Source organism: Pseudomonas sp. microsymbiont 2 (assembly GCF_054788395.1).
Window position 1 is genome coordinate 2,581,574 of the sequence record NZ_CM139112.1, and the last position, 18,649, is coordinate 2,600,222.

16 protein-coding genes are annotated in these 18,649 nt (G+C 65.9%); 4 read left to right on the top strand and 12 right to left on the bottom strand.

The genetic code is table 11. The features are described from left to right. Positions 1 to 49: 49 nt before the first annotated feature. The 5 genes from ACYUME_RS11720 to ACYUME_RS11740 form a co-directional block, all read right to left on the bottom strand. Positions 50 to 1,630, bottom strand: a complete 1,581-nt coding sequence (locus tag ACYUME_RS11720; protein WP_460418972.1) for an aldehyde dehydrogenase (NADP(+)) — start codon at positions 1,628 to 1,630, stop codon at positions 50 to 52. Between the two features lie 145 nt (positions 1,631 to 1,775). Next, on the bottom strand, positions 1,776 to 3,329 hold the full coding sequence (gene garD / locus ACYUME_RS11725; RefSeq protein WP_460418973.1) for a galactarate dehydratase: 1,554 nt from the start codon (positions 3,327 to 3,329) through the stop codon (positions 1,776 to 1,778). 78 nt (positions 3,330 to 3,407) lie between these two features. Beyond that, the gene (locus ACYUME_RS11730) at positions 3,408 to 4,763 is read right to left on the bottom strand and encodes an MFS transporter (RefSeq protein ID WP_279888867.1); all 1,356 of its coding nucleotides are present in this window, start codon (positions 4,761 to 4,763) and stop codon (positions 3,408 to 3,410) included. 100 nt (positions 4,764 to 4,863) lie between these two features. Then, on the bottom strand, positions 4,864 to 5,775 hold the full coding sequence (kdgD, locus tag ACYUME_RS11735; protein WP_279888868.1) for a 5-dehydro-4-deoxyglucarate dehydratase: 912 nt from the start codon (positions 5,773 to 5,775) through the stop codon (positions 4,864 to 4,866). Positions 5,776 to 6,221: 446 nt separating this feature from the next. Then, a complete protein-coding gene (locus ACYUME_RS11740; RefSeq protein WP_460418974.1) occupies positions 6,222 to 7,031 on the bottom strand; it encodes a gamma-glutamyl-gamma-aminobutyrate hydrolase family protein in 810 nt (269 codons plus the stop codon). A gap of 1,078 nt (positions 7,032 to 8,109) precedes the next feature. Here ACYUME_RS11740 and ACYUME_RS11745 point away from each other — a divergent pair. Beyond that, complete coding sequence (locus ACYUME_RS11745) at positions 8,110 to 8,301, top strand: hypothetical protein (RefSeq protein WP_460418975.1); 192 nt, start codon at positions 8,110 to 8,112, stop codon at positions 8,299 to 8,301. Positions 8,302 to 8,327: 26 nt separating this feature from the next. Here the strand turns inward: ACYUME_RS11745 and ACYUME_RS11750 are convergent, their stop codons facing one another. The 6 genes from ACYUME_RS11750 to ACYUME_RS11775 all read right to left on the bottom strand — a co-directional run bounded on the left by ACYUME_RS11750 (position 8,328) and on the right by ACYUME_RS11775 (position 13,577). Continuing rightward, a complete protein-coding gene (locus ACYUME_RS11750; protein ID WP_279888952.1) occupies positions 8,328 to 9,110 on the bottom strand; it encodes an amino acid ABC transporter ATP-binding protein in 783 nt (260 codons plus the stop codon). Positions 9,111 to 9,133: 23 nt separating this feature from the next. Beyond that, complete coding sequence (locus tag ACYUME_RS11755; protein WP_460418976.1) at positions 9,134 to 10,378, bottom strand: NAD(P)/FAD-dependent oxidoreductase; 1,245 nt, start codon at positions 10,376 to 10,378, stop codon at positions 9,134 to 9,136. A 16-nt stretch (positions 10,379 to 10,394) separates the two neighbouring features. After that, positions 10,395 to 11,105 carry an ABC transporter permease gene (locus ACYUME_RS11760; RefSeq protein ID WP_279888949.1) on the bottom strand — a complete coding sequence of 237 codons (711 nt, stop codon included), beginning with the start codon at positions 11,103 to 11,105 and terminating at the stop codon, positions 10,395 to 10,397. Next, the gene (locus ACYUME_RS11765) at positions 11,102 to 11,821 is read right to left on the bottom strand and encodes an ABC transporter permease (RefSeq protein ID WP_279888948.1); all 720 of its coding nucleotides are present in this window, start codon (positions 11,819 to 11,821) and stop codon (positions 11,102 to 11,104) included. The genes ACYUME_RS11760 and ACYUME_RS11765 overlap by 4 nt, the downstream gene beginning before the upstream one ends. Positions 11,822 to 11,925: 104 nt before the next feature. Beyond that, the gene (locus tag ACYUME_RS11770; protein WP_460418977.1) at positions 11,926 to 12,678 is read right to left on the bottom strand and encodes a transporter substrate-binding domain-containing protein; all 753 of its coding nucleotides are present in this window, start codon (positions 12,676 to 12,678) and stop codon (positions 11,926 to 11,928) included. 26 nt (positions 12,679 to 12,704) lie between these two features. Further along, the gene (locus ACYUME_RS11775; protein WP_279886963.1) at positions 12,705 to 13,577 is read right to left on the bottom strand and encodes a MurR/RpiR family transcriptional regulator; all 873 of its coding nucleotides are present in this window, start codon (positions 13,575 to 13,577) and stop codon (positions 12,705 to 12,707) included. Between the two features lie 144 nt (positions 13,578 to 13,721). Here ACYUME_RS11775 and ACYUME_RS11780 point away from each other — a divergent pair, with 144 nt between their 5' ends. Further along, positions 13,722 to 14,747 (top strand): Ldh family oxidoreductase, encoded by a 1,026-nt coding sequence (locus ACYUME_RS11780; protein ID WP_460418978.1) that lies wholly within the window; start codon positions 13,722 to 13,724, stop codon positions 14,745 to 14,747. Positions 14,748 to 14,778: 31 nt separating this feature from the next. Here ACYUME_RS11780 and ACYUME_RS11785 read toward each other — a convergent pair whose 3' ends face one another. Next, complete coding sequence (locus ACYUME_RS11785) at positions 14,779 to 15,648, bottom strand: LysR substrate-binding domain-containing protein (protein ID WP_279886960.1); 870 nt, start codon at positions 15,646 to 15,648, stop codon at positions 14,779 to 14,781. Between the two features lie 262 nt (positions 15,649 to 15,910). Between ACYUME_RS11785 and ACYUME_RS11790 the strand changes: the two genes are divergently transcribed. After that, entirely contained in the window at positions 15,911 to 17,227 is a 1,317-nt protein-coding gene (locus tag ACYUME_RS11790; RefSeq protein WP_460418979.1) for an MFS transporter, read from the top strand. A 14-nt stretch (positions 17,228 to 17,241) separates the two neighbouring features. After that, the gene (locus ACYUME_RS11795) at positions 17,242 to 18,633 is read left to right on the top strand and encodes an FAD-dependent oxidoreductase (protein WP_460418980.1); all 1,392 of its coding nucleotides are present in this window, start codon (positions 17,242 to 17,244) and stop codon (positions 18,631 to 18,633) included. Positions 18,634 to 18,649 lie beyond the last annotated feature (16 nt).

Sequence of the window (18,649 nt, forward strand, 5' to 3'; positions counted from 1 at the left end):
GCAGAAATAAAAGGCCCTGCATGCGCAGGGCTTTCGTATCGCAGGGCTTTCAGATCGCCTCGTCACTCCACTGCCCATTCACCAACCGCCGCAGCCCCAGCGGGTTGCCATCGCGCAACGCCTCCGGCAGCAGCGCCTGCGGGTAGTTCTGGTAGCACACCGGCCGCAGGAAGCGATCGATGGCCAGGGTGCCGACCGAGGTGCCACGGGCATCGGAGGTGGCCGGGTAAGGCCCGCCGTGGACCATGGCGTCGCATACCTCGACCCCGGTCGGGTAGCCATTGACCAGGATCCGCCCGACCTTCTCCTCCAGCAGCGGTACCAGCCAGGCAAAGGCTTCCAGATCCTCCGGCTCGCCGATCAGCGTGGCGGTCAGCTGGCCACGCAGGCCGAGCAAGGCGGCGCGCAGTTGCTCGTGGTCGCTGACCTCGACGGCCACCGTGGCCGGGCCGAACACTTCCTCCTGCAGCAGCGGGTCGGCCTCCACCAGCAGGCGGGCGTCTGCCTTGAACAGCTGGGCGCGCGCCTGCTTGCCCTGTTGCGGCTGGCCGGCCAGGTGCTGGATGCCTGCATGGGCCTGCAAGTGTTCCAGGCCACCGACGTAGCTGCGCAGGCCGCCGGCGTTGAGCAGGGTCTGGCCTGCCTGTTGATCCAGGTGCCGACCCAGGTCGCTCAGCAGCTGGCTGAAGCCTGGCGATCGCAGGCCGATCAGCATCCCCGGGTTGGTGCAGAACTGCCCGGCGCCCAGGCACACGGAGCCGGCCAGTTCGCGGGCGACGGCCTCGCCGCGCTTGGCCAGGGCACCCGGCAGGATGATCACCGGGTTGATGCTCGACATCTCGGCGAACACCGGGATCGGCTGTGGGCGTTCGGCGGCCATGCGGCACAGGGCGTCACCGCCCTTGAGCGAACCGGTGAAGCCGACCGCCTGGATGGCCGGGTGCTTGACCAGCCACTCACCGACACCTGCGCCGAAGACCATGTTGAAAACGCCCTTGGGCATGCCGGTGCGTTCGGCGGCACGCAGGATGGCGCAGGCGACCAGATCGGCGGTGGCCATGTGACCGCTATGGGCCTTGAACACCACCGGGCAGCCGGCGGCCAGTGCCGCGGCGGTGTCGCCGCCGGCGGTGGAGAAGGCCAACGGGAAGTTGCTGGCGCCGAACACGGCCACCGGGCCGACGCCGATGCGCATCTGGCGGATGTCCACCCGTGGCAGGGGCTGGCGTTCGGGTTGGGCCAGGTCGATGCGCGCGCCAAGGTAGTCGCCACGACGCAGCACCTGGGCGAACAGGCGCATCTGGCCACTGGTGCGACCGCGTTCACCCTGGATACGGGCGCTGGGCAAGGCTGTTTCGCGGCAGACGATGGCGATGAAGCTGTCATCGAGCTCGTCCAGCTCGGCGGCGATGGCTTCGAGGAACTCGGCGCGGCGTGCCGGGGGGAGCTGGCGGAATTCGCCGAAGGCGTCGGCGGCGGCGCGGGCGGCCCGGTCGACTTCGCCTTCGGTGGCCTGGGCGAAGCTGTGGGGCAGCGCCTGGCCGGTGCTGGCGTCCAGACTTTGCAGGCGTTGCGGGCCAACGGCGCTGCGTTGGCCGGCGATGAAGTTGTGGCCGAGGATTTCGGGCATGGGGTGCTCCTGTAGGTCAGAAAGAGGGGGCACTCACCGCCAGTGTGGGAGCGGGTTTACCCGCGAACACCAGCGAAGCTGGTGCCAGACCCTGTGGCGTCTGATTCGCGGGTAAACCCGCTCCCACAAAGGGCGGCGCGTGCCTTCAAGTGATCGGTGCCGGATTGAACAGGGTGATGTCGTTGTGCAGGCCATGCTGCTCGGCCCAGGTGCGCTTGCGACCGCTGGCGACATCGAGGTAGTAGTGGAACAGCTCCCAGCCCAGTTCCTCGATGCTCGCCCGGCCGCTGGCGATGCGCCCGGCGTCGATGTCGATCAGGTCCGGCCAGCGCTGGGCCAGTTCGCTGCGGGTGCAGACCTTGACCACCGGTGCCATGGCCAAGCCGTAGGGTGTGCCGCGGCCGGTGGTGAACACGTGCAGGTTCATCCCGGCGGCCAGCTGCAAGGTGCCGCAGACGAAGTCGCTGGCCGGGGTAGCGCAGAAGATCAGGCCCTTGCGCGTGACCCGCTCGCCCGGGCCGAGCACGCCCTGGATGGCGCCACTGCCGGACTTGACGATCGAGCCCAGGGATTTTTCGACGATGTTGGACAAGCCGCCTTTCTTGTTGCCCGGCGTGGTGTTGGCGCTGCGATCCGCGGCGCCCTGCTGCAGATAGCGGTCGTACCAGTCCATCTCGCGCACCAGCGCCTCGGCGACTTCCGGCGTTTCGGCGCGGGAGGTGAGCATGTAGATGGCGTCGCGCACCTCGGTGACTTCCGAGAACAGCACCGTGGCCCCGGCGCGGACCAGCAGGTCAGCGGCATGGCCCAGGGCGGGGTTGGCGGTGATGCCGGAAAAGGCGTCGCTGCCGCCGCACTGCATGCCCAGGATCAGCTCGCTGGCCGGCACGGTTTCGCGGCGGCGCTGGTCGAGCTTCTTCAGGCGGGTTTCGGCCAGGTCCATGATCTGTTCGATCATCTCGACGAAGCCCAGCGAGGCGTCCTGCAGGCGGTATAGCCAGGGCTCGCTGAGGTCCACCGACGGGTCGTCCTCGTGCATCACCTGGCCGGCCTGGAGTTTTTCGCAGCCCAGGCTGATGACCAGCGCCTCGCCGCCCAGGTTGGGGTTGCGCGCCAGGTTGCGCACGGTGCGGATCGGGATATAGGCATCGCGGGCGTTGATCGCCACGCCGCAGCCGTAGCTGTGGGTGAGGGCGACCACGTCATCCACGTTGGGGTATTTGGGCAGTAACTCGCTGCGGATGCGCTTGACCGCGTGGTCGAGCACGCCGGTCACGCATTGCACGGTGGTGGTGATGCCGAGGATGTTGCGGGTGCCGACAGTACCGTCGGCGTTGCGATAGCCCTCGAAGGTGAAGCCTGCGAGGGGCGCCTGGGCGGCGGGCACGGCGTCGCAGCGCGGCAGGCTGTCGAGCTCGGGAGCGGCCGGCATCGCCAGTTGATCTTCCTTGACCCAACTGCCCTGGCGCAGGTCTTCCAGGGCATGGCCGATCACCTGGCCATAGCGGCGCACTGCCTCGCCCCGGCGGATGTCCACGGTGGCGACCTTGTGGCTCTGCGGCACGCCCTCGACCAGGGTCAGGCCGTCGGCGAAGCGCGCGCCTTCGCCCAGGCCGCCGTCGTTGACCACCACCACGACATTGTCGTCGGGGTGCAGGCGCACGTAGCGGGGCGACTCGGAATGTTCGATCAACTGCATGGTCAGGCCCTTCTTGTCGTTTCTCTCAGGCTTCTTGTGCGGATGCCGGCGCCCGGGCAGGGCGCCGGCGTGTTTCACTCAGTGGCGCGAAGCGGCGAGTTCAGCGGTGGGGGCCGCTGCCTGCTGCGGGTCGTCCTTGAGCTCGATGCGCTTGATCGGGCCGACGATCACCAGATAGCTGAACACCGCCACCAGGGCATTGGCGCCCACATACACCAGGGCCCACTTGAACGAACCGGTGGCGCTGATGATGTAGCCAATGACGATCGGCGTGGTGATCGAGGCGATGTTGCCGAAGGTGTTGAACAGCCCGCCCGACAGCCCGGCGATCTGCTTGGGCGAGGTGTCGGCGACCACCGCCCAGCCCAGCGCGCCGATGCCCTTGCCGAAGAACGCCAGGGTCATGAAACCGACCACCATCCACTCGGCGTCGACGTAGTTGCAGAAGACCATGGTGGTCGACAACAGCAAGCCGCAGACGATCGGCAGCTTGCGCGAGAAGGTCAGCGAGTTGCCGCGGCGCAGCAGCCAGTCCGACAGCACGCCGCCGAGCACGCCGCCGATGAAGCCGCACACCGCCGGCAGCGAGGCGATGAAGCCGGCCTTGAGGATGGTCATGCCGCGTTCCTGTACCAGGTACACCGGGAACCAGGTGAGGAAGAAGTAGGTAATGGCGTTGATGCAGTACTGGCCCAGGTAGACGCCCAGCAGCATGCGGCTGGTCAGCAGCTGCTTGATGTAGCCCCATTTCGGGCCGTCGTTGCCGCGTTTCTGGTCCATGTCCACCAGGCCGCCGTTGCGCTCGATGTGCTCGAGCTCGGCCTGGCCGATGCGCGGGTGCTGGCGCGGGTTGTAGATGGTCTTGAGCCATACCGCCGAGAACACGATGCCCAGCGCGCCCATCACCACGAACACATGTTCCCAGCCGAAGGTGAAGACGATCCAGCCCATGATCGGCGCGAACAGCGCGGTGGCGAAGTACTGCGCCGAGTTGAAGATCGCCGAGGCGGTGCCGCGCTCTTGCGTCGGGAACCAGGCCGCGACGATGCGCGCGTTGCCGGGGAAGGATGGCGCTTCGGCGAAGCCGACCAGAAAGCGCAGGGTGAACAGCGTGACCACCGCCCAGGCCACCGGCAGGCCGCCGACGAAGCCCTGCAGCAAGGTGAACAGTGACCAGGTGAAGATGCTGAAGGCATAGACGTTCTTCGAACCGAAGCGGTCGAGCAGCCAGCCGCCGGGGATCTGCCCGGCCACGTAGGCCCAGCCGAAGGCGGAGAAGATATAGCCGAGGGTGACCGCGTCGATGCCCAGGTCCTTCTGCAGGCTGGAGCCGGCGATGGCGATGGTGGCGCGGTCGGCGTAGTTGATGGTGGTCACCAGGAACAGCATCAACAGGATCAGGTAGCGCACATGCGTCTTTTTCGTCGCTTGCATGCTGGTTACTCCCACTCGTTATTTTTATACGGGGATCGGTTGTGGGCCGGAGCAGGCTGTCCTGCTCCGGCGGCGGCATCGGCAGGCCGCGGGGGCTCGCTTACTGCGGGCCCATCTTGTCCATCAGCGCGGCGAGCATCTCGTATTCCTGCGCGGTGAGGTCGGTCAGCGGCGTGCGCACGGGGCCGGCGTCGTAGCCGGCGATCTTCGCCCCGGCCTTGACGATGCTCACGGCGTAGCCGGCCTTGCGGTTGCGGATGTCCAGGTACGGCAGGAAGAAGTCGTCGATCAGCTTGGCCACGCTGGCGTGATCGTCGCGGGCGATGGCGTGGTAGAAGTCCATCGCCGTCTTCGGCACGAAGTTGAACACCGCCGAGGAGTACACCGGCACGCCCAGGGCCTTGTACGCCGCAGCATACACCTCGGCGGTGGGCAGGCCACCCAGGTAGCTGAAGCGATCGCCCAGGCGGCGACGAATCGACACCATCAGCTCGATGTCGCCCAGGCCGTCCTTGTAGCCGATCAGGTTCGGGCAGCGCTCGGCCAGGCGTTCCAGCAGGTCGGCGTTCAGCCGGCAGACGTTGCGGTTGTACACCACCACGCCGATGTTCACTGCCTTGCACACCGCCTCGACATGGGCGGCGACGCCGTCCTGGCTGGCTTCGGTGAGGTAGTGGGGCAGCAGCAGCAGGCCTTTGGCGCCCAGGCGCTCGGCTTCCTTGGCGTATTCGATGGCCTGGCGGGTCGAGCCGCCAACGCCGGCGAGGATCGGTACCGATGTGGCGCAGGTGTCGACGGCGGTCTTGATCACCTGGCTGTACTCGCTGGCGGCCAGGGAGAAGAACTCACCGGTGCCGCCGGCGGCGAACAGGGCGCTGGCGCCGTAGGGGGCAAGCCATTCCAGGCGCTTGACGTAGCCGGCCGGGTTGAAGTCGCCATGGGCGTCGAAGTCGGTGACGGGGAACGACAGCAGGCCGTGGGAGAGGATGGATTGCAGTTCTTGTGGGGTCATTGTTGTAGGCATCCTGTGGCGCTTGGAGGAGGGGGGAACCAAGGTGAGAGGTAAGTTATCGTACAACTTGAGCGATGGCTAGTCCCCTCTGCACAGAATTTTGAATCCGTTTTAGCCATGACAACGCAACCCCTGTAGGAGCGGCCTTGTGTCGCGAAAGGGCCGCAGCGCGGCCCCGGCGATTGATGCGTCCACGCTTAGACCCTGGGGCCGCTGCGCGACCCTTTCGCGACACAAGGCCGCTCCTACAGGGGAACGCGTGAGCCTACCGATTATTTGGCAAGGCACTGTTATCGTATGACTTGTGGGAAAAAAAGATCGCGGAGACAGGCACAAGCCCGCCGCCCGCTTCCACGGGAAGTGTTCTGGGACCAGCAGAGGGTGACCGGGGAAGCGGGGGCGGTATTGCACCGCCCCGCGATCAAAGCTAACGAAGCTTCGCTGGGTCAGGCGGCCTGGTTGCGCTTGACCTGGGACTTGCGGACCTGGGCGCGGCAGGCGTCGCCGAAGGCCTGGAACATCTTGATCGAATCAGGGTTTTTCGCCGCCTGCCACTCCGGGTGCCACTGCACCGCGAACAGGAAGGGCGAGAGGCTCGGGGCGTGGATCGCCTCGACCAGGCCGTCTTCGGCGTGGGCGATTGGCTCGATGCCGGCACCCAGGTTGCGCAGGCCCTGGCCGTGCAGCGAGTTGACGCGGATCTGGTCGGTGCCGAGGGTATCGCGCAGCCAGCTGCCTGGCTTGATCTTCACGCTGTGTACCGGGGCGTACTGGACTTCGACCGGATCTTCAGGGTTTTCCCGGTGGTCGTTGAAGCCTGGCTCGGCGTAGACCTTCTGGTAGATGTCGCCGCCGAGGGCCACGTTGATTTCCTGCATGCCGCGGCAGATGCCGAAGATCGGCAGGCCGCGCTTGATCGCCGCCTTGACCAGGGGGATGTCGAACAGGTCGCGGTCTTTGTCCTGGCCTTTGCCGGGGGTCTGGTTGTCCTGGCCGTAGAGGGTCGGGTCGATGTTGCTGCCGGCACCGGTCAGGTAGACGCCGTCGGCCATGTCAAGGTAGGTCTCGAGGTCTTCGGCGCCGCAGCAGGTAGGCACCAGGACCGGGACGCAGCCGGAGAATTCGACCAGTGGGGTGATGTATTTGTGGGTCATGACCTGATAGTCATGGCCTTTGCGCTCTTGGCTGCCCATGGTCATGAGGACGATGGGTTTGCGCAGGGAGGGTTGCTTGCTGCCAATGTTGCTGTTGGACATATGTCACCTTGGGACAGGTCATGCCTGTCGTTGTTGTGCAGGCGCACGGCCGGGGCCTTGTGTGCTGCCTGGAGCCCCGAGCACTGCCGGCTCGCCTTGCGGGCGATGTCGGTCGGGGCCTGACTCATAGCTTGCCAGAGCCGTTCGATATGTCAAACGAGTGGCGTGGCGTGCAGGCGCCTGTTTTCGGGGGCTTTAGGGGTTGGAGGCCTTTGGTGACAAGGGTTTGGCGGGGGCTTAGGTCAATAATATTTAACGATGCAGTCGGGTCTTTGCGTTGGTGCAATGATCGTGCTTGGCAGGCTCGTCGAGGTCTTGGCCTCGTGACCGCTCATTGACCTTGGAGTCGACATATTTCCCGTGTGCTGTTTTATGCTGGGGCTATAGTTATTCTCAGGTGTCGGTTATTAAGATGAGTAGATCCCATCACGATATTTCCGATAACCACATTCAAAGATCTTGATCTTGATCTTGATCTGCTTCTAAGTGCGCGATAGTTCAGGCAACACCAATTGCGACTTCAGGAGGCCGAGTGGAGTTCTTGCGGAGGGAGGTGACGGGCATGGATGCCCGTCAAGCGCTGCGCCCCAGGATGGGGCGTTCAGCGCGGTCCTCCCGGGAGCAAGAACGGAGCGAGGGAACCCCGGAGCGAAGCGTAGGGGCCGGATGAATGGAGCGAGGATTTTTTGGTTACTTTTTGATCCTTCAAAAAGTAACCCGCCGTAAGGGCGGAAAGGTGACTATGCGTCGCCATCGCAAATGAATGCGCATATAACTTTCAAGACAGACTCTTTAAAAGTCAAAGTCAAAGTCAAAGTCAAAGTCAAAGTCAAAGTCAAAGTCGGTCGGCGTCGGTTTTTATAGTTGTAAGCTCATTCATTTGCGATGTCGACGCATAGTCACCTTTCCGCCCTTACGGCGGGTCACTTTTTGTCAAACGCGACAAAAAGTAACCAAAAAACGCTGCGCTCCATTCATCCGGCCCTCCGCTTCGCTCCGGGTCCCCTCACTCCGGCCTTGCTCCCGGGAGGACCGCGCTGAACGCCCCATCCTGGGGCGCAGCGCTTGACGGGCATCCATGCCCGTCACCTCCCTCCGCAAGTCCTGCGTTCGGCCTCCTGAAGTCGCGAAGTTACGGGCGGCGCCTGGGCTAGCGCAGCTGACGCTAGTTGACAGTGAGGTTGAACATGCGATTGCCAAGATCAAGATCAAGATCAAGATCAAGATCAAGATCAAGATCAAGAAGAGCGCGATCTACGGCCTAGCATGATGATTGCCCGCACCGGCCACGAACCGCTAATGCAGGATCTGCTTCAAGAACGCCTGTGCCCGCGCCGTCCTGGGCTGCTCGAAGAACACCTGCGGCGAGCTGTCCTCGATGATCCGCCCGCCCTCGAGGAACAGCACCCGTTCGGCGACCTGCCGGGCGAAGCCCATCTCGTGGGTGACGCAGAGCATGGTCATGCCGGTACCGGCCAGTTGCACCAGCACATCCAGGACCTCGGCGACCATCTCCGGGTCGAGCGCCGAGGTCGGTTCATCGAACAGCATGATCCTCGGCTTCATGCACAGCGCCCGGGCGATCGCCACCCGCTGCTGCTGACCGCCGGACAGCTGACCGGGGTATTTGTCGGCCTGGCTCTCGATGCCGACCTTGCTCAGGTACAGCCGCGCCCGCTCCTCGGCGTCGCGGCGCGACAGACCCCGCACGCTCATGGGTGCCAGCACACAGTTTTCCAGCACACTCATGTGCGGGAACAGATTGAAGTGCTGGAACACCATGCCGATTTCACTGCGTACCCGAGCCGCCTCGCGGCTGTTGCCGGCCAGGTCCGCGCCGGCCACGCGGATGCTGCCATGCTGGGCGATCTCCAGCCGGTTGATGCAGCGGATCAGCGTCGACTTGCCCGAGCCCGACGGACCGCAGAGCACGATGCGTTCGCCCTCGCGCACCGACAGATCGATATCGTGCAGCACATGGAAGGCGCCGTAGTGCTTGTTCAGGCCCTCGATGCGGATCAGCTCCGGGCGCGGGTCGGGGGCAGGGTGCAGGCTGGCAAGGCTCAGGGGTGCGGTCATCTTGTTGTTCTCCCGCTCAAGGTTCAGTCGAAACGTGCGGCGCTGTAGGGCGCAGGGTCGGTGAAGGGGCGCTCGCCGGTCATCAGCTCGGCCAGCAGGCGACCGCTGACCGGGCCCAGGGTCAGGCCGTGGTGGGCGTGACCGAAGTTGAACCACAGGTGCTTGTGCAGGGGCGCCGGGCCAATCACCGGGCGCATGTCCGGCAAGCAAGGACGGCGGCCCAGCCAGGGCTTGTCGTCCAGGCGCTCGCCCAGGGCCGGGAACAGCTGGCGTGCCAGGGCCTCGCAGCGGCGCAGCTGGATCTCGTTGGCGGCGGCGTCGCTGGCCGCGAACTCGATGCCGGTGGTCAGGCGCACACCGCGGGCCATCGGCGCCAGGACGTAGCCGCCCTGGGTGTCGCAGATCGAATGACGCAGCTCGGCGCCGCCGCGGGTCGCGTAGTGCATGTGGTAGCCGCGCTTTATCCCCAGCGGAAACTGGTAGCCCAGCCGCTCGTAGAGATCGGCTGACTGCGGGCCGAGGCAGGCCACCACTTCATCAGCGCTGACCACGCCACGGCGCGTGTCCACCTGCCAGCCGCCGCTGTCCTGGCGCAGGCTGCGCGCATCGCCGTGAATAAACGTCCCGCCGCGCTGGACGAACAGCGCGGCGTAGCCACGAGTAAGACCACCGGGGTCGTTCACGGTCTTCGGGTCGAGCCAGTGGATGCCACCGATCACGCCGCCATCGAGTTGCTGCTCGCGGGCCTGCAGCTGTTCGCGTTCGAGGATCTCGTACCGCAGGCCGTAGCGGGCCAGGCCAGGCAAGTCGCGCTTGGCCTGTTCGAACAGCGCGGCATCACGGTACACCTCGATCCAGCCCTTGGCCTGCACCAGTTCCTGCAGGCCGGCGGCTTCGATCAGCGCATCGTGCTCCTCGACGCTGCGCTGCACCAGCGGCAGCATGTCGGCGGCGGCCTTGGCCAGGCGCGCGGGGGCGGATTGGCGCCAGTAGCTCAGCAGCCACGGTGCGACCTTGGGCAGGTGCGACAGGCTGTAGCGCACGTCGGGCTGGCGGTTCAGGCCATAGCGCAGAAGGGTGCCGAGCTGGCGCGGAAAGGCATAGGGGATCACGCTGGAGCGCTCGATCAGCCCGGCGTTGCCATGGCTGGTGCCGTTGCCCGGTTCGTCGCGGTCGACGAGGATCACCTGGCGTCCACGGGCCTGCAAATGCAGGGCGGTGCTGACACCGACGATGCCGGCGCCCAGGACGAGAGTCTGGCAATGCATGGAATGGTTCCTTCAATCAGTTCAGGTGGCGGCCCAGGCGGGCCTCCAGGTGTTTCAGGGTGCGCCGCACCACCTCGACGATCAGCAGATAGAGCACTGCCGCCCACAGGTAGATCTGGAAGTCGAAGCTGCGCGAGAAGGCCAGCTTGGTCACGCCCATCAGGTCGTAGATGGTCACCAGCGAAGCGATGGCGCTGGCCTTGATCATCATGATCAGCTCGTTGCCCAGCGGGCCGATGGCCACCAGCAGCGACTGCGGCAGGACCACCTTGAAGAAGGTGGTCGAGCGCTTGAGGTTCAGCGCCCTGGCAGCCTCGTACTGACCGGGCGCGACGGCCATCAGGCTGGCGCGGAAGATCTCGGCCTGGTACGCGGCGGTGTTGAGGGTGAAGGCGAGCAGGGCGCAGTACCAGGCTTCGCGGAAGAACCACCATAGGCCCAGGTCCTGCCAGAAGCCCTTGAGCGAACCCAGCCCGTAGTACAGCAGGAACAGCTGGGCCAGCAGCGGCGAGCCGCGGAAGAAGTACACATAGCCGCCGGCCAGGCGTCGCAGCACCTGGCTGCGCGACAGGCGCGCCAAGGCCAGGAGCATGCCCAGCAGCGCGCCAAGGGTGAAGGAGATCGCCACCAGCTTGGCGGTGACCAGCAGGCCATCGACGAAGCGCGCGCCGTAGCGCTCCAGCAGGTCGGGGTCGAGCACGTAGGCCAGCAGTTGCTCCGGGCTCATGGGCGGGCTCCTTGCAGATGACGGTTGCTGCGCCGCTCCAGCAGGGCGAAGACCCTGCCCGACAGCGCCGAGAACAACAGGTAGACCAGGCAGGCGACGCCGTAGAACAGCATCGGCTCCTTGGTCACGCTGACCGCCAGGTTGGTCTGGCGCATCAGGTCGATCAGCGAGATGGTCGAGACCAGCGAGGTGTCCTTGAGCAGGCTCAGCCAGTTGTTCGACAGGCCCGGCAAGGCGATGCGGGTCAGTTGCGGCAGCACCACCTTGAAGAAGCCCGTGCGCTTGCCCAGGCCCAGGGCCGCGCAGGCTTCCAGCTGGCCCTTGGGCAGCGTCTTGAAGGCCATCAGCCAGATTTCGCTGGAGAAGGCGGCGAACACCAGGCTGAAGGCGGCCATCGCGGCGAGGAAGGTGTTGATCAGCACCTCGCCCTCATAGCCCAGGGCGGCGAGGATCTTCTGCGCGGCGATCTGGCAGCCGTAGTAGATGATCAGCAGGGTGAGCAGTTCGGGTAGGCCGCGGAACACCGTGGAAAAGGTGGTGGCCCAGGCCCGCGGCAGGCGTTTGCGCGAGCGCGCGGCCAGCGCCACCAGCAGGCCCAGCGGCAGACCGATGGGCAGGCAGGCCAGGGCCAGCGACACGGTCACCAGCGCGCCGGCCAGCAGCGCCTGGCCCCAGCCGCCGCTGGCGAAGGACAGCAGGGAGAGTTGATCGAGCATGGGTAACCCCCGGGATACAGGCGACCCCGTGGGAGCGGGCTTGCCCCGCGATAGCACCTGATTGACGAAGGACGCCATCGCGGGGCAAGCCCGCTCCCACGAGATTACTGGTAGATATCGAAGGCGAAATACTTGCTCGCGATCTTCTGGTAGGTGCCATTGGCCACGATCGCCGCTAGGGCCTCGTTCAGCCGCACGCGCAGGGCCTCGTCATCCTTGCGCACGGCGATCGCCGCGTCGGCCTTGGTGCCGTCGACGTCGCCGAGGATCTTGCAGCAGTCCTTGCCATTCTTGTTCAGCCATTCGTGCAACGGGAACTTGTCGGCGATCACCCCGTCCAGGCGCCCGGCGGCGAGGTCGGCGTTGGCTTCGTCCAGGGTCGGGTACAGCTTCACGTCCGCGCCGGCCTTGCCGTATACGTCCTCGGCGTAGATCGCCTGGGTCGAGGCGGACTGGGCGCCGACCGTGTAGCCCTTGAAGTCGGTCTGCGCGTCGCTGATCTTGCTGTCCTTGGCGACCGCCACGGTCAATGGGGTGCGGTAGTAGTGGTCGGTGAAGGCGATCTTGCGGCGGCGCTCCTCGGTGTCGATCATCGAGGCCACCACGGCGTCGTACTTGCGCGCCATCAGCGCGGGGATGATGCCCTCCCAGTCCTGGGCCACCAGGGTGCACTCGACTTTCATCTGTTCGCACAGGGCATGGGTGATGTCGATGTCGAAGCCGTGCAGCTGGTTGTTCGCATCGACGTAGTTGAATGGCGGGTAAGCGCCTTCAGTGGCAAAGCGCAGGGTCTCGGCACTGGCGCCAGCCGCCAGCAGCAGGGCGCACGCACCCACCACAGCCATGGTTCCTTTCATCTCGCACCTCGGTAGTCGCACTCTTGCTATTGTTGTTTGCCCGCCGGCCACGAGGTGTAGCCGACGAATTCGTTATGTAGAGCGGCAGTTGCTTCCAAGCGTCTTTCAACATCCGGTCCGAGCTTCTTGCAGACCTCGTTGACCATCAGGTGCACCCACGACAGCATGGTCGCGGTGGATTCCCAGAACAGGTTGAATTCGGTGGGGATGCGGAACACCTCGTCGGCGTTGGCATCGGCCCATTCACAGAAGGTGTCGGTGACCAGGGTCACCGGGATGCCCAGCTCGCGGGCCTTGTGGCACAGCTGCAGGGCATGGCGGGAATAGCGGCGCGCCTCGAACACCACCAGCGCGCAGTCCTGCGGGCGCCCCAGCAGGACTTCGGCGAAATGTCCGGCGCTGCCGTCGACCAGTTGCACGCCGTCGCGCAGGTACTGCAGCAAATGGCTCATGCACATGGCCACGCCACGTTCGGTCTGAAAGCCGGCGACGAACACGCGAGGTTTGTCCGCCAGGCGCCGGGCGACCTGCTGCCAGGCTTCGCCGCGGCTGTATTCGTGCACGCGCACCAGCGCGGCCATCTCCAGTTCCAGGCTGCCCGAGCGCTGGTCGTCCTCGGGTTGCTGGCGGAACTCCTGCAGGCGGTCGCCCACCAGCCAGGGGCCGTCGCCCAGGTCGTTCTGCAGGTCCTGCTTGAGCGCCTTGAGGTGCGCGTAGCCCAGCGAGCGGCAGAAACGGCCGACGCTCGACTCGCTCACGCCCAGCTTGGCGGCGATGCTGGCCGAGGTCTGGAATGGCAGTTCGTGGAGATTGGCGAGCATGTAGCTGGCGATCTGCCGGCCCGAGGCGGCAGCGCTGTGCAGGCTGCTTTCCAGGCGTTGCTTGATCGATTGGCTCATGGTCGGCATCCGGTTGATTTCTGGCGTGGAAGCCAAAATGGCTGTTTTCTGTCATCAAGTCAATATTTGACAGATAGCTGTCATTGGCGGGAAAGTCTGTGCAGTTGCGCTGTAGCGATTCCAATTCCAAGAAAGGAGCTCCAGATGTCTTCACCTTCCACCGGCCCTGTCGTGCGCGTGCCTTTTGCCGAACTACGAGGGCTGTTGCAGTCGATCTTCGAGCGCCATGGTTGCAGCACGGCGGTGGCCGCCGTGCTCGCCCACAACTGTGCCAGCGCACAGCGCGACGGTGCCCACAGCCATGGGGTGTTCCGTATTCCCGGTTATGTCTCGACCCTGGCCAGCGGCTGGGTCGATGGCCGCGCCGTGCCGCAGGTGACCGACCTGGCGCCGGCCTATGTGCGAGCCGATGCCAAGGGCGGCTTTGCCCAGCCGGCCCTGGCCGCGGCCCGTTCGCTGCTGGTGGAGAAGGCGCGCATGGCCGGCATCGCGGTGCTGGCGATCCACAACTCGCACCATTTCGCCGCGCTGTGGCCGGATGTCGAACCGTTCGCCGACGAAGGCCTGGTGGCCCTGAGCGTGGTCAACAGCATGACCTGCGTGGTGCCCCATGGCGCGCGCAAGCCGCTGTTCGGCACCAACCCCATCGCCTTCGCCGCGCCATGCGCGGGCCACGATCCGATCGTCTTCGACATGGCCACCAGCGCCATGGCCCATGGTGACGTGCAGATCGCGGCGCAGGCGGGCGAGCAGCTGCCGCCGGGCATGGGCGTGGACGCCGCCGGCCAGCCGAGCACCGAGCCCAAGGCGATTCTCGAAGGTGGCGCGTTGCTGCCGTTCGGTGGGCACAAGGGCTCGGCGCTGTCGATGATGGTCGAGCTGCTGGCGGCGGCGTTGACGGGGGGCAACTTCTCCTGGGAGTTCGACTGGTCCGCGCATCCGGGGGCCAAGACCCCCTGGACCGGGCAGTTGCTCATCGTCATCGACCCGTGCAAGGCCGAGGGCGAGCGCTTTGCGCTGCGCAGCCGTGAGCTGGTGGAGCAGATGCAGGCAGTCGGCTTGACGCGGATGCCGGGGGAGCGGCGTTATCGCGAGCGTGACGTGGCCGGGCGCGAAGGGGTGGCGTTGACCGAACAGCAATGGCAGGCGTTGCGCGAATTGGCTGGCTGATCCACGCACAGCCCCGGGGCGGCGCCGGATCTCAAGCGCCGTCCTGCACCATCTCCAGGAACGTGGCCACCACTCGCCGCGTTCGCTGCTCGCTCAGGCAGACCAGGGTCTCGGTCAGGTGCCGCTGGCAATCGACGATCGGCAACGCGCAAACCCGCGCATCGGCGCCGAACTCCGCCGCTGACACCACGCCCACGCCAATGCCCACCACGACCGCCTCGCGCGCGGCCTCGCGTCCTTCCACCTGAATCGCCGGGCGAATGCGCAAGCCGGCCCGTTGCATCTCTTCTTCCAGTGTCTGTCGCGTCACCGAGCCTGGCTCGCGCAGCACCAGCGGCGCATCGTCCAGGTCCGCCAGGCTGATTTCGCCGCGGCTGGCCCACGGGTGCTGATGGGAAACGAATGCCACCATCGGGTCGCGCCGCAACGGCACGCAGTACAGCCGCTCGTCATCGACATCCCGACCGAGCAAGGCCAGATCGGCCTGGTAGCTGAACAGCCGGGCCAGCGACTCATCGGTGTTGCCGGTCTCGATCTTCACCTGGATGCCCGGATAGCGCTGGCAGAAGCGCGCGATCTGCGGCAGCACATGCACCGGGGCGTCCACCGCCAGCACCAGGCTGCCGGTGTGCAATGCCCGGGAGTCCTGCAGCAGTTCCACGGCCTCGGCCTCGCAGGCGAACAGGCGCTGGGTGATCCCCAGCAGGCGTTCGCCCAGGTCGGTCAACTGCACCGAGCGCTTGTTGCGCTGGAACAACAGCACACCGAAACGCTCCTCGAGCTTGCGCACCTGGTCGGAGACCGCTGGCTGGGTGAGAAACAGCTTCTGCGCGGCGCGGGTGAAGCCACCTTGTTCGGCGACGGCGTGAAAGGCCTTGAGTTGAGCATGCGAGACCGACATGGGAAGTCCTGTTAAAAGTTTGGATTATGTGTGAAATACGATAAATCGATTTTATTTATCAGTCAGCAGCTGTTTCCATGTGTTTCAACCGATGGCACTGCCACAAGCAGCCGCCCGTCGGTCATGGCCTCGTCCGATCACGCCAGATTCGGGCAGCCATCTGACCAGTAGACGTCCCTCCGTCATGCAGTGCGCAACACAACAACAAGACAGGCGTTTCTTCACATTCTGCCGGCACACTCACGCAAGAGGTCAGAGTCACATGAATCAATCCCTGGGCGCCATCAAGCGGTGGCGCATGCAGATTTTCGCGATCACCTGGCTGGCCTACGCTGCCTTCTATTTCACCCGCAAGGCGTTCTCGGTGGCCAAGCTGGGCATCGGCGAAGACCCGACGTTCATGCTCGACAAGGCCGCCATGGCCAACCTCGATGCCATCTACCTGGCCGCCTACGCCGTGGGCCAGTTCACCTGGGGCATGCTCGCCGATCGCTTCGGGCCGCGCGTGGTGGTGCTGGGCGGACTGTTGATCTCGGCGGTGGCGGCGGTGGTGATGGGCAGCTATGCGACCTTTCCGATCTTTGCCACCTGCATGCTGATCCAGGGCTTGGCCCAGTCCACCGGCTGGGCAGGCTTGTGCAAGAACATCGGCAGTTTCTTCCCGGCGTCGCAGCGCGGGCGAGTGCTGGGGCTGTGGAGCTCGTGCTATGCCTTCGGCGGCCTGGTGGCCTCGCCGTTCGCCGGCTGGTGGGCCTATACCCTGGTCGGCAGCTGGCATGCGGCGTTCTTCTCCAGCGCCGCCGTGGTGGCCGTGGTGGCGCTGCTGTTCTTCGTCTTCCAGCGCAACAAGCCCGAGGATGTCGGCCTGCCAGCGGTGGAGCCTGAACCACAGAGCATGGCGCCGGGGGCGAACCTGTGCAGTGTCTGGGCGCCGCTGCGCGAGATCCTGCGCAACCGCACGGTGCTGACCCTGGGCCTGGCCTACTTCATGCTCAAGCCCGCGCGCTACGCCATCCTGCTCTGGGGCCCGGTGATCGTCTTCGAGCAGATGCCCTCGGTGGGCAAGGTCGGCGCGGCGATCATTCCCACCGCCTTCGAACTGGCCGGGCTGCTTGGGCCGATCATCATCGGCCTGGCCTCGGACAAGCTGTTCGGCGCCCGGCGCATGCCGGCCTGCGTGATCAGCCTGCTGCTGCTGACGGTGACCCTGGCGGGGTTCATGGCGGCGATGCACAGCGGCAGCGTGCTGCTGGTGGTGGCCCTGCTGTTCGTCATGGGCCTGACCCTCTATGGCCCGGACTCGATGATCAGCGGCGCGGCGGCGATCGACTTCGGCACCGCCAAGGCCGGCGCCACCGCGGCCGGCTTCGTCAATGGCTGCGGCTCGGTGGGCGCGGTGCTCGGCGGCCTGCTGCCGGGCTACTTCGACAGCGTCACGGTGTTCATCGTCTTCGCCGGTACCGCGCTGTTCTCCGCTCTCGTGCTGCTGCCGCACTGGAACAGCCGCCCGGCAAGCGACCCACAGGCGGTTGACGTGGCACCCAACACCGGCATGGCAATCAAGCCATTGCGTACTTGAAGGAAAGCGAGCAGATGAGACCGTTCTGGCTGCAACAGGCCCTCGAGCAGGAAGATGAAGCGCCGTGTCCACCGCTGGACGGCGACACCCGTTGCGATGTGTGTATCGTCGGCGGTGGCTACACCGGGCTCTGGACCGCCCTGATGCTCAAGGAGCAGACACCGCAGCTGGATGTGCTGCTGATTGAGGCGGACATCTGCGGCGCCGGCGCCAGCGGGCGCAACGGTGGCTGCGCGTTGTCCTGGTCGGCCAAGTATTTCACCCTGGAACGGCTGTTCGGCATGGCCGAGGCGGTGCGGCTGGTGCAGGAGTCCGAGCGCAGCATCGCGGCCATCGGCCAGTTCTGCGCCGCCAATGGCATCCATTGCGACTACCGCATGGACGGCACCCTGTACACCGCCACCAACCGCGCCCAACTGGGTGGCACCGATGCGGTGATCGCCGCGCTGGAGCAGCGGGGCATCAACTCGTTCCAGCGCCTGCCGCTGGAGCAGTTGCAGCGCCTGGCCGGTTCCGAGCGCCATCTGGAAGGTTGGTACTCGCCGGCCGCCGCCACGGTACAGCCGGGGCGGCTGGTGCGCGGCTTGCGCCGTGCCGCCTTGCAGCGCGGAGTACGCATCCACGAAGGCACGGCGATGACCGGGCTGGAGCATGGCAGCCCGGTGCAGGTCCGCTCCCGCGCCGGCAGCATACGCGCCGACCGCGTGGTGCTGGGCCTGAACGCCTGGATGGCCAGGGCTTTCCCGCAATTCGAACGCAGCGTGGCGATCGTCTCCAGCGACATGGTGATCACCGAGCCGTGCCCGGACCTGCTGCGCGAGATCGGCCTGGACAGCGGCGTCAGCGTGCTCGATTCGCGGATCTTCGTGCATTACTACCACAACACCTCCGATGGCCGGCTGATGCTCGGCAAAGGCGGCAACACCTTCGCTTACGGTGGGCGCATGCTGCCGGTGTTCGACCAGCCGTCGCCGTACCAGCCGTTGTTGCGCGATAGCCTGGCCGAGTTCTTCCCGGCGCTGGCCGAGGTGCCGCTGGCGGCGAGCTGGAACGGACCATCCGATCGCTCGGTGACCGGCCTGCCGTTCTTCGGTCGGCTGGATGGGCAGGGCAACGTGTTCTATGGCTTCGGCTATTCCGGCAGCGGGGTGGGACCGTGCCATATGGGTGGGCAGATCCTCTCGTCGCTGGCGCTGGGGCTCGACAACCCCTGGACCCGCTCGCCGCTGGTCAAGGGGCCGCTGGGGCAGTTCCCGCCGGAGCCGATCCGCTACCTGGGTTCGCTGATGGTGCGCAACGCCATCCGCCGCAAGGAGCAGGCCGAGGACCGCGGCGCGCGACCGCGACGGCTGGATGTGCGGCTGGCGAAGTTCGCGGCGGCGGCGGGCAAGGCGGACAAGGGCTGAGCGCGCCGCCGTCGAT

Bases quoted from the DNA above. Each gene is read 5' to 3' on its own strand.
- ACYUME_RS11720 (WP_460418972.1), bottom strand. From the start codon at position 1,630: ATGCCCGAAATCCTCGGCCACAACTTCATCGCCGGCCAACGCAGCGCC.
- garD (WP_460418973.1), bottom strand. From the start codon at position 3,329: ATGCAGTTGATCGAACATTCCGAGTCGCCCCGCTACGTGCGCCTGCAC.
- ACYUME_RS11730 (WP_279888867.1), bottom strand. From the start codon at position 4,763: ATGCAAGCGACGAAAAAGACGCATGTGCGCTACCTGATCCTGTTGATG.
- kdgD (WP_279888868.1), bottom strand. From the start codon at position 5,775: ATGACCCCACAAGAACTGCAATCCATCCTCTCCCACGGCCTGCTGTCG.
- ACYUME_RS11740 (WP_460418974.1), bottom strand. From the start codon at position 7,031: ATGTCCAACAGCAACATTGGCAGCAAGCAACCCTCCCTGCGCAAACCC.
- ACYUME_RS11745 (WP_460418975.1), top strand. From the start codon at position 8,110: ATGCCCGTCACCTCCCTCCGCAAGTCCTGCGTTCGGCCTCCTGAAGTC.
- ACYUME_RS11750 (WP_279888952.1), bottom strand. From the start codon at position 9,110: ATGACCGCACCCCTGAGCCTTGCCAGCCTGCACCCTGCCCCCGACCCG.
- ACYUME_RS11755 (WP_460418976.1), bottom strand. From the start codon at position 10,378: ATGCATTGCCAGACTCTCGTCCTGGGCGCCGGCATCGTCGGTGTCAGC.
- ACYUME_RS11760 (WP_279888949.1), bottom strand. From the start codon at position 11,105: ATGAGCCCGGAGCAACTGCTGGCCTACGTGCTCGACCCCGACCTGCTG.
- ACYUME_RS11765 (WP_279888948.1), bottom strand. From the start codon at position 11,821: ATGCTCGATCAACTCTCCCTGCTGTCCTTCGCCAGCGGCGGCTGGGGC.
- ACYUME_RS11770 (WP_460418977.1), bottom strand. From the start codon at position 12,678: ATGAAAGGAACCATGGCTGTGGTGGGTGCGTGCGCCCTGCTGCTGGCG.
- ACYUME_RS11775 (WP_279886963.1), bottom strand. From the start codon at position 13,577: ATGAGCCAATCGATCAAGCAACGCCTGGAAAGCAGCCTGCACAGCGCT.
- ACYUME_RS11780 (WP_460418978.1), top strand. From the start codon at position 13,722: ATGTCTTCACCTTCCACCGGCCCTGTCGTGCGCGTGCCTTTTGCCGAA.
- ACYUME_RS11785 (WP_279886960.1), bottom strand. From the start codon at position 15,648: ATGTCGGTCTCGCATGCTCAACTCAAGGCCTTTCACGCCGTCGCCGAA.
- ACYUME_RS11790 (WP_460418979.1), top strand. From the start codon at position 15,911: ATGAATCAATCCCTGGGCGCCATCAAGCGGTGGCGCATGCAGATTTTC.
- ACYUME_RS11795 (WP_460418980.1), top strand. From the start codon at position 17,242: ATGAGACCGTTCTGGCTGCAACAGGCCCTCGAGCAGGAAGATGAAGCG.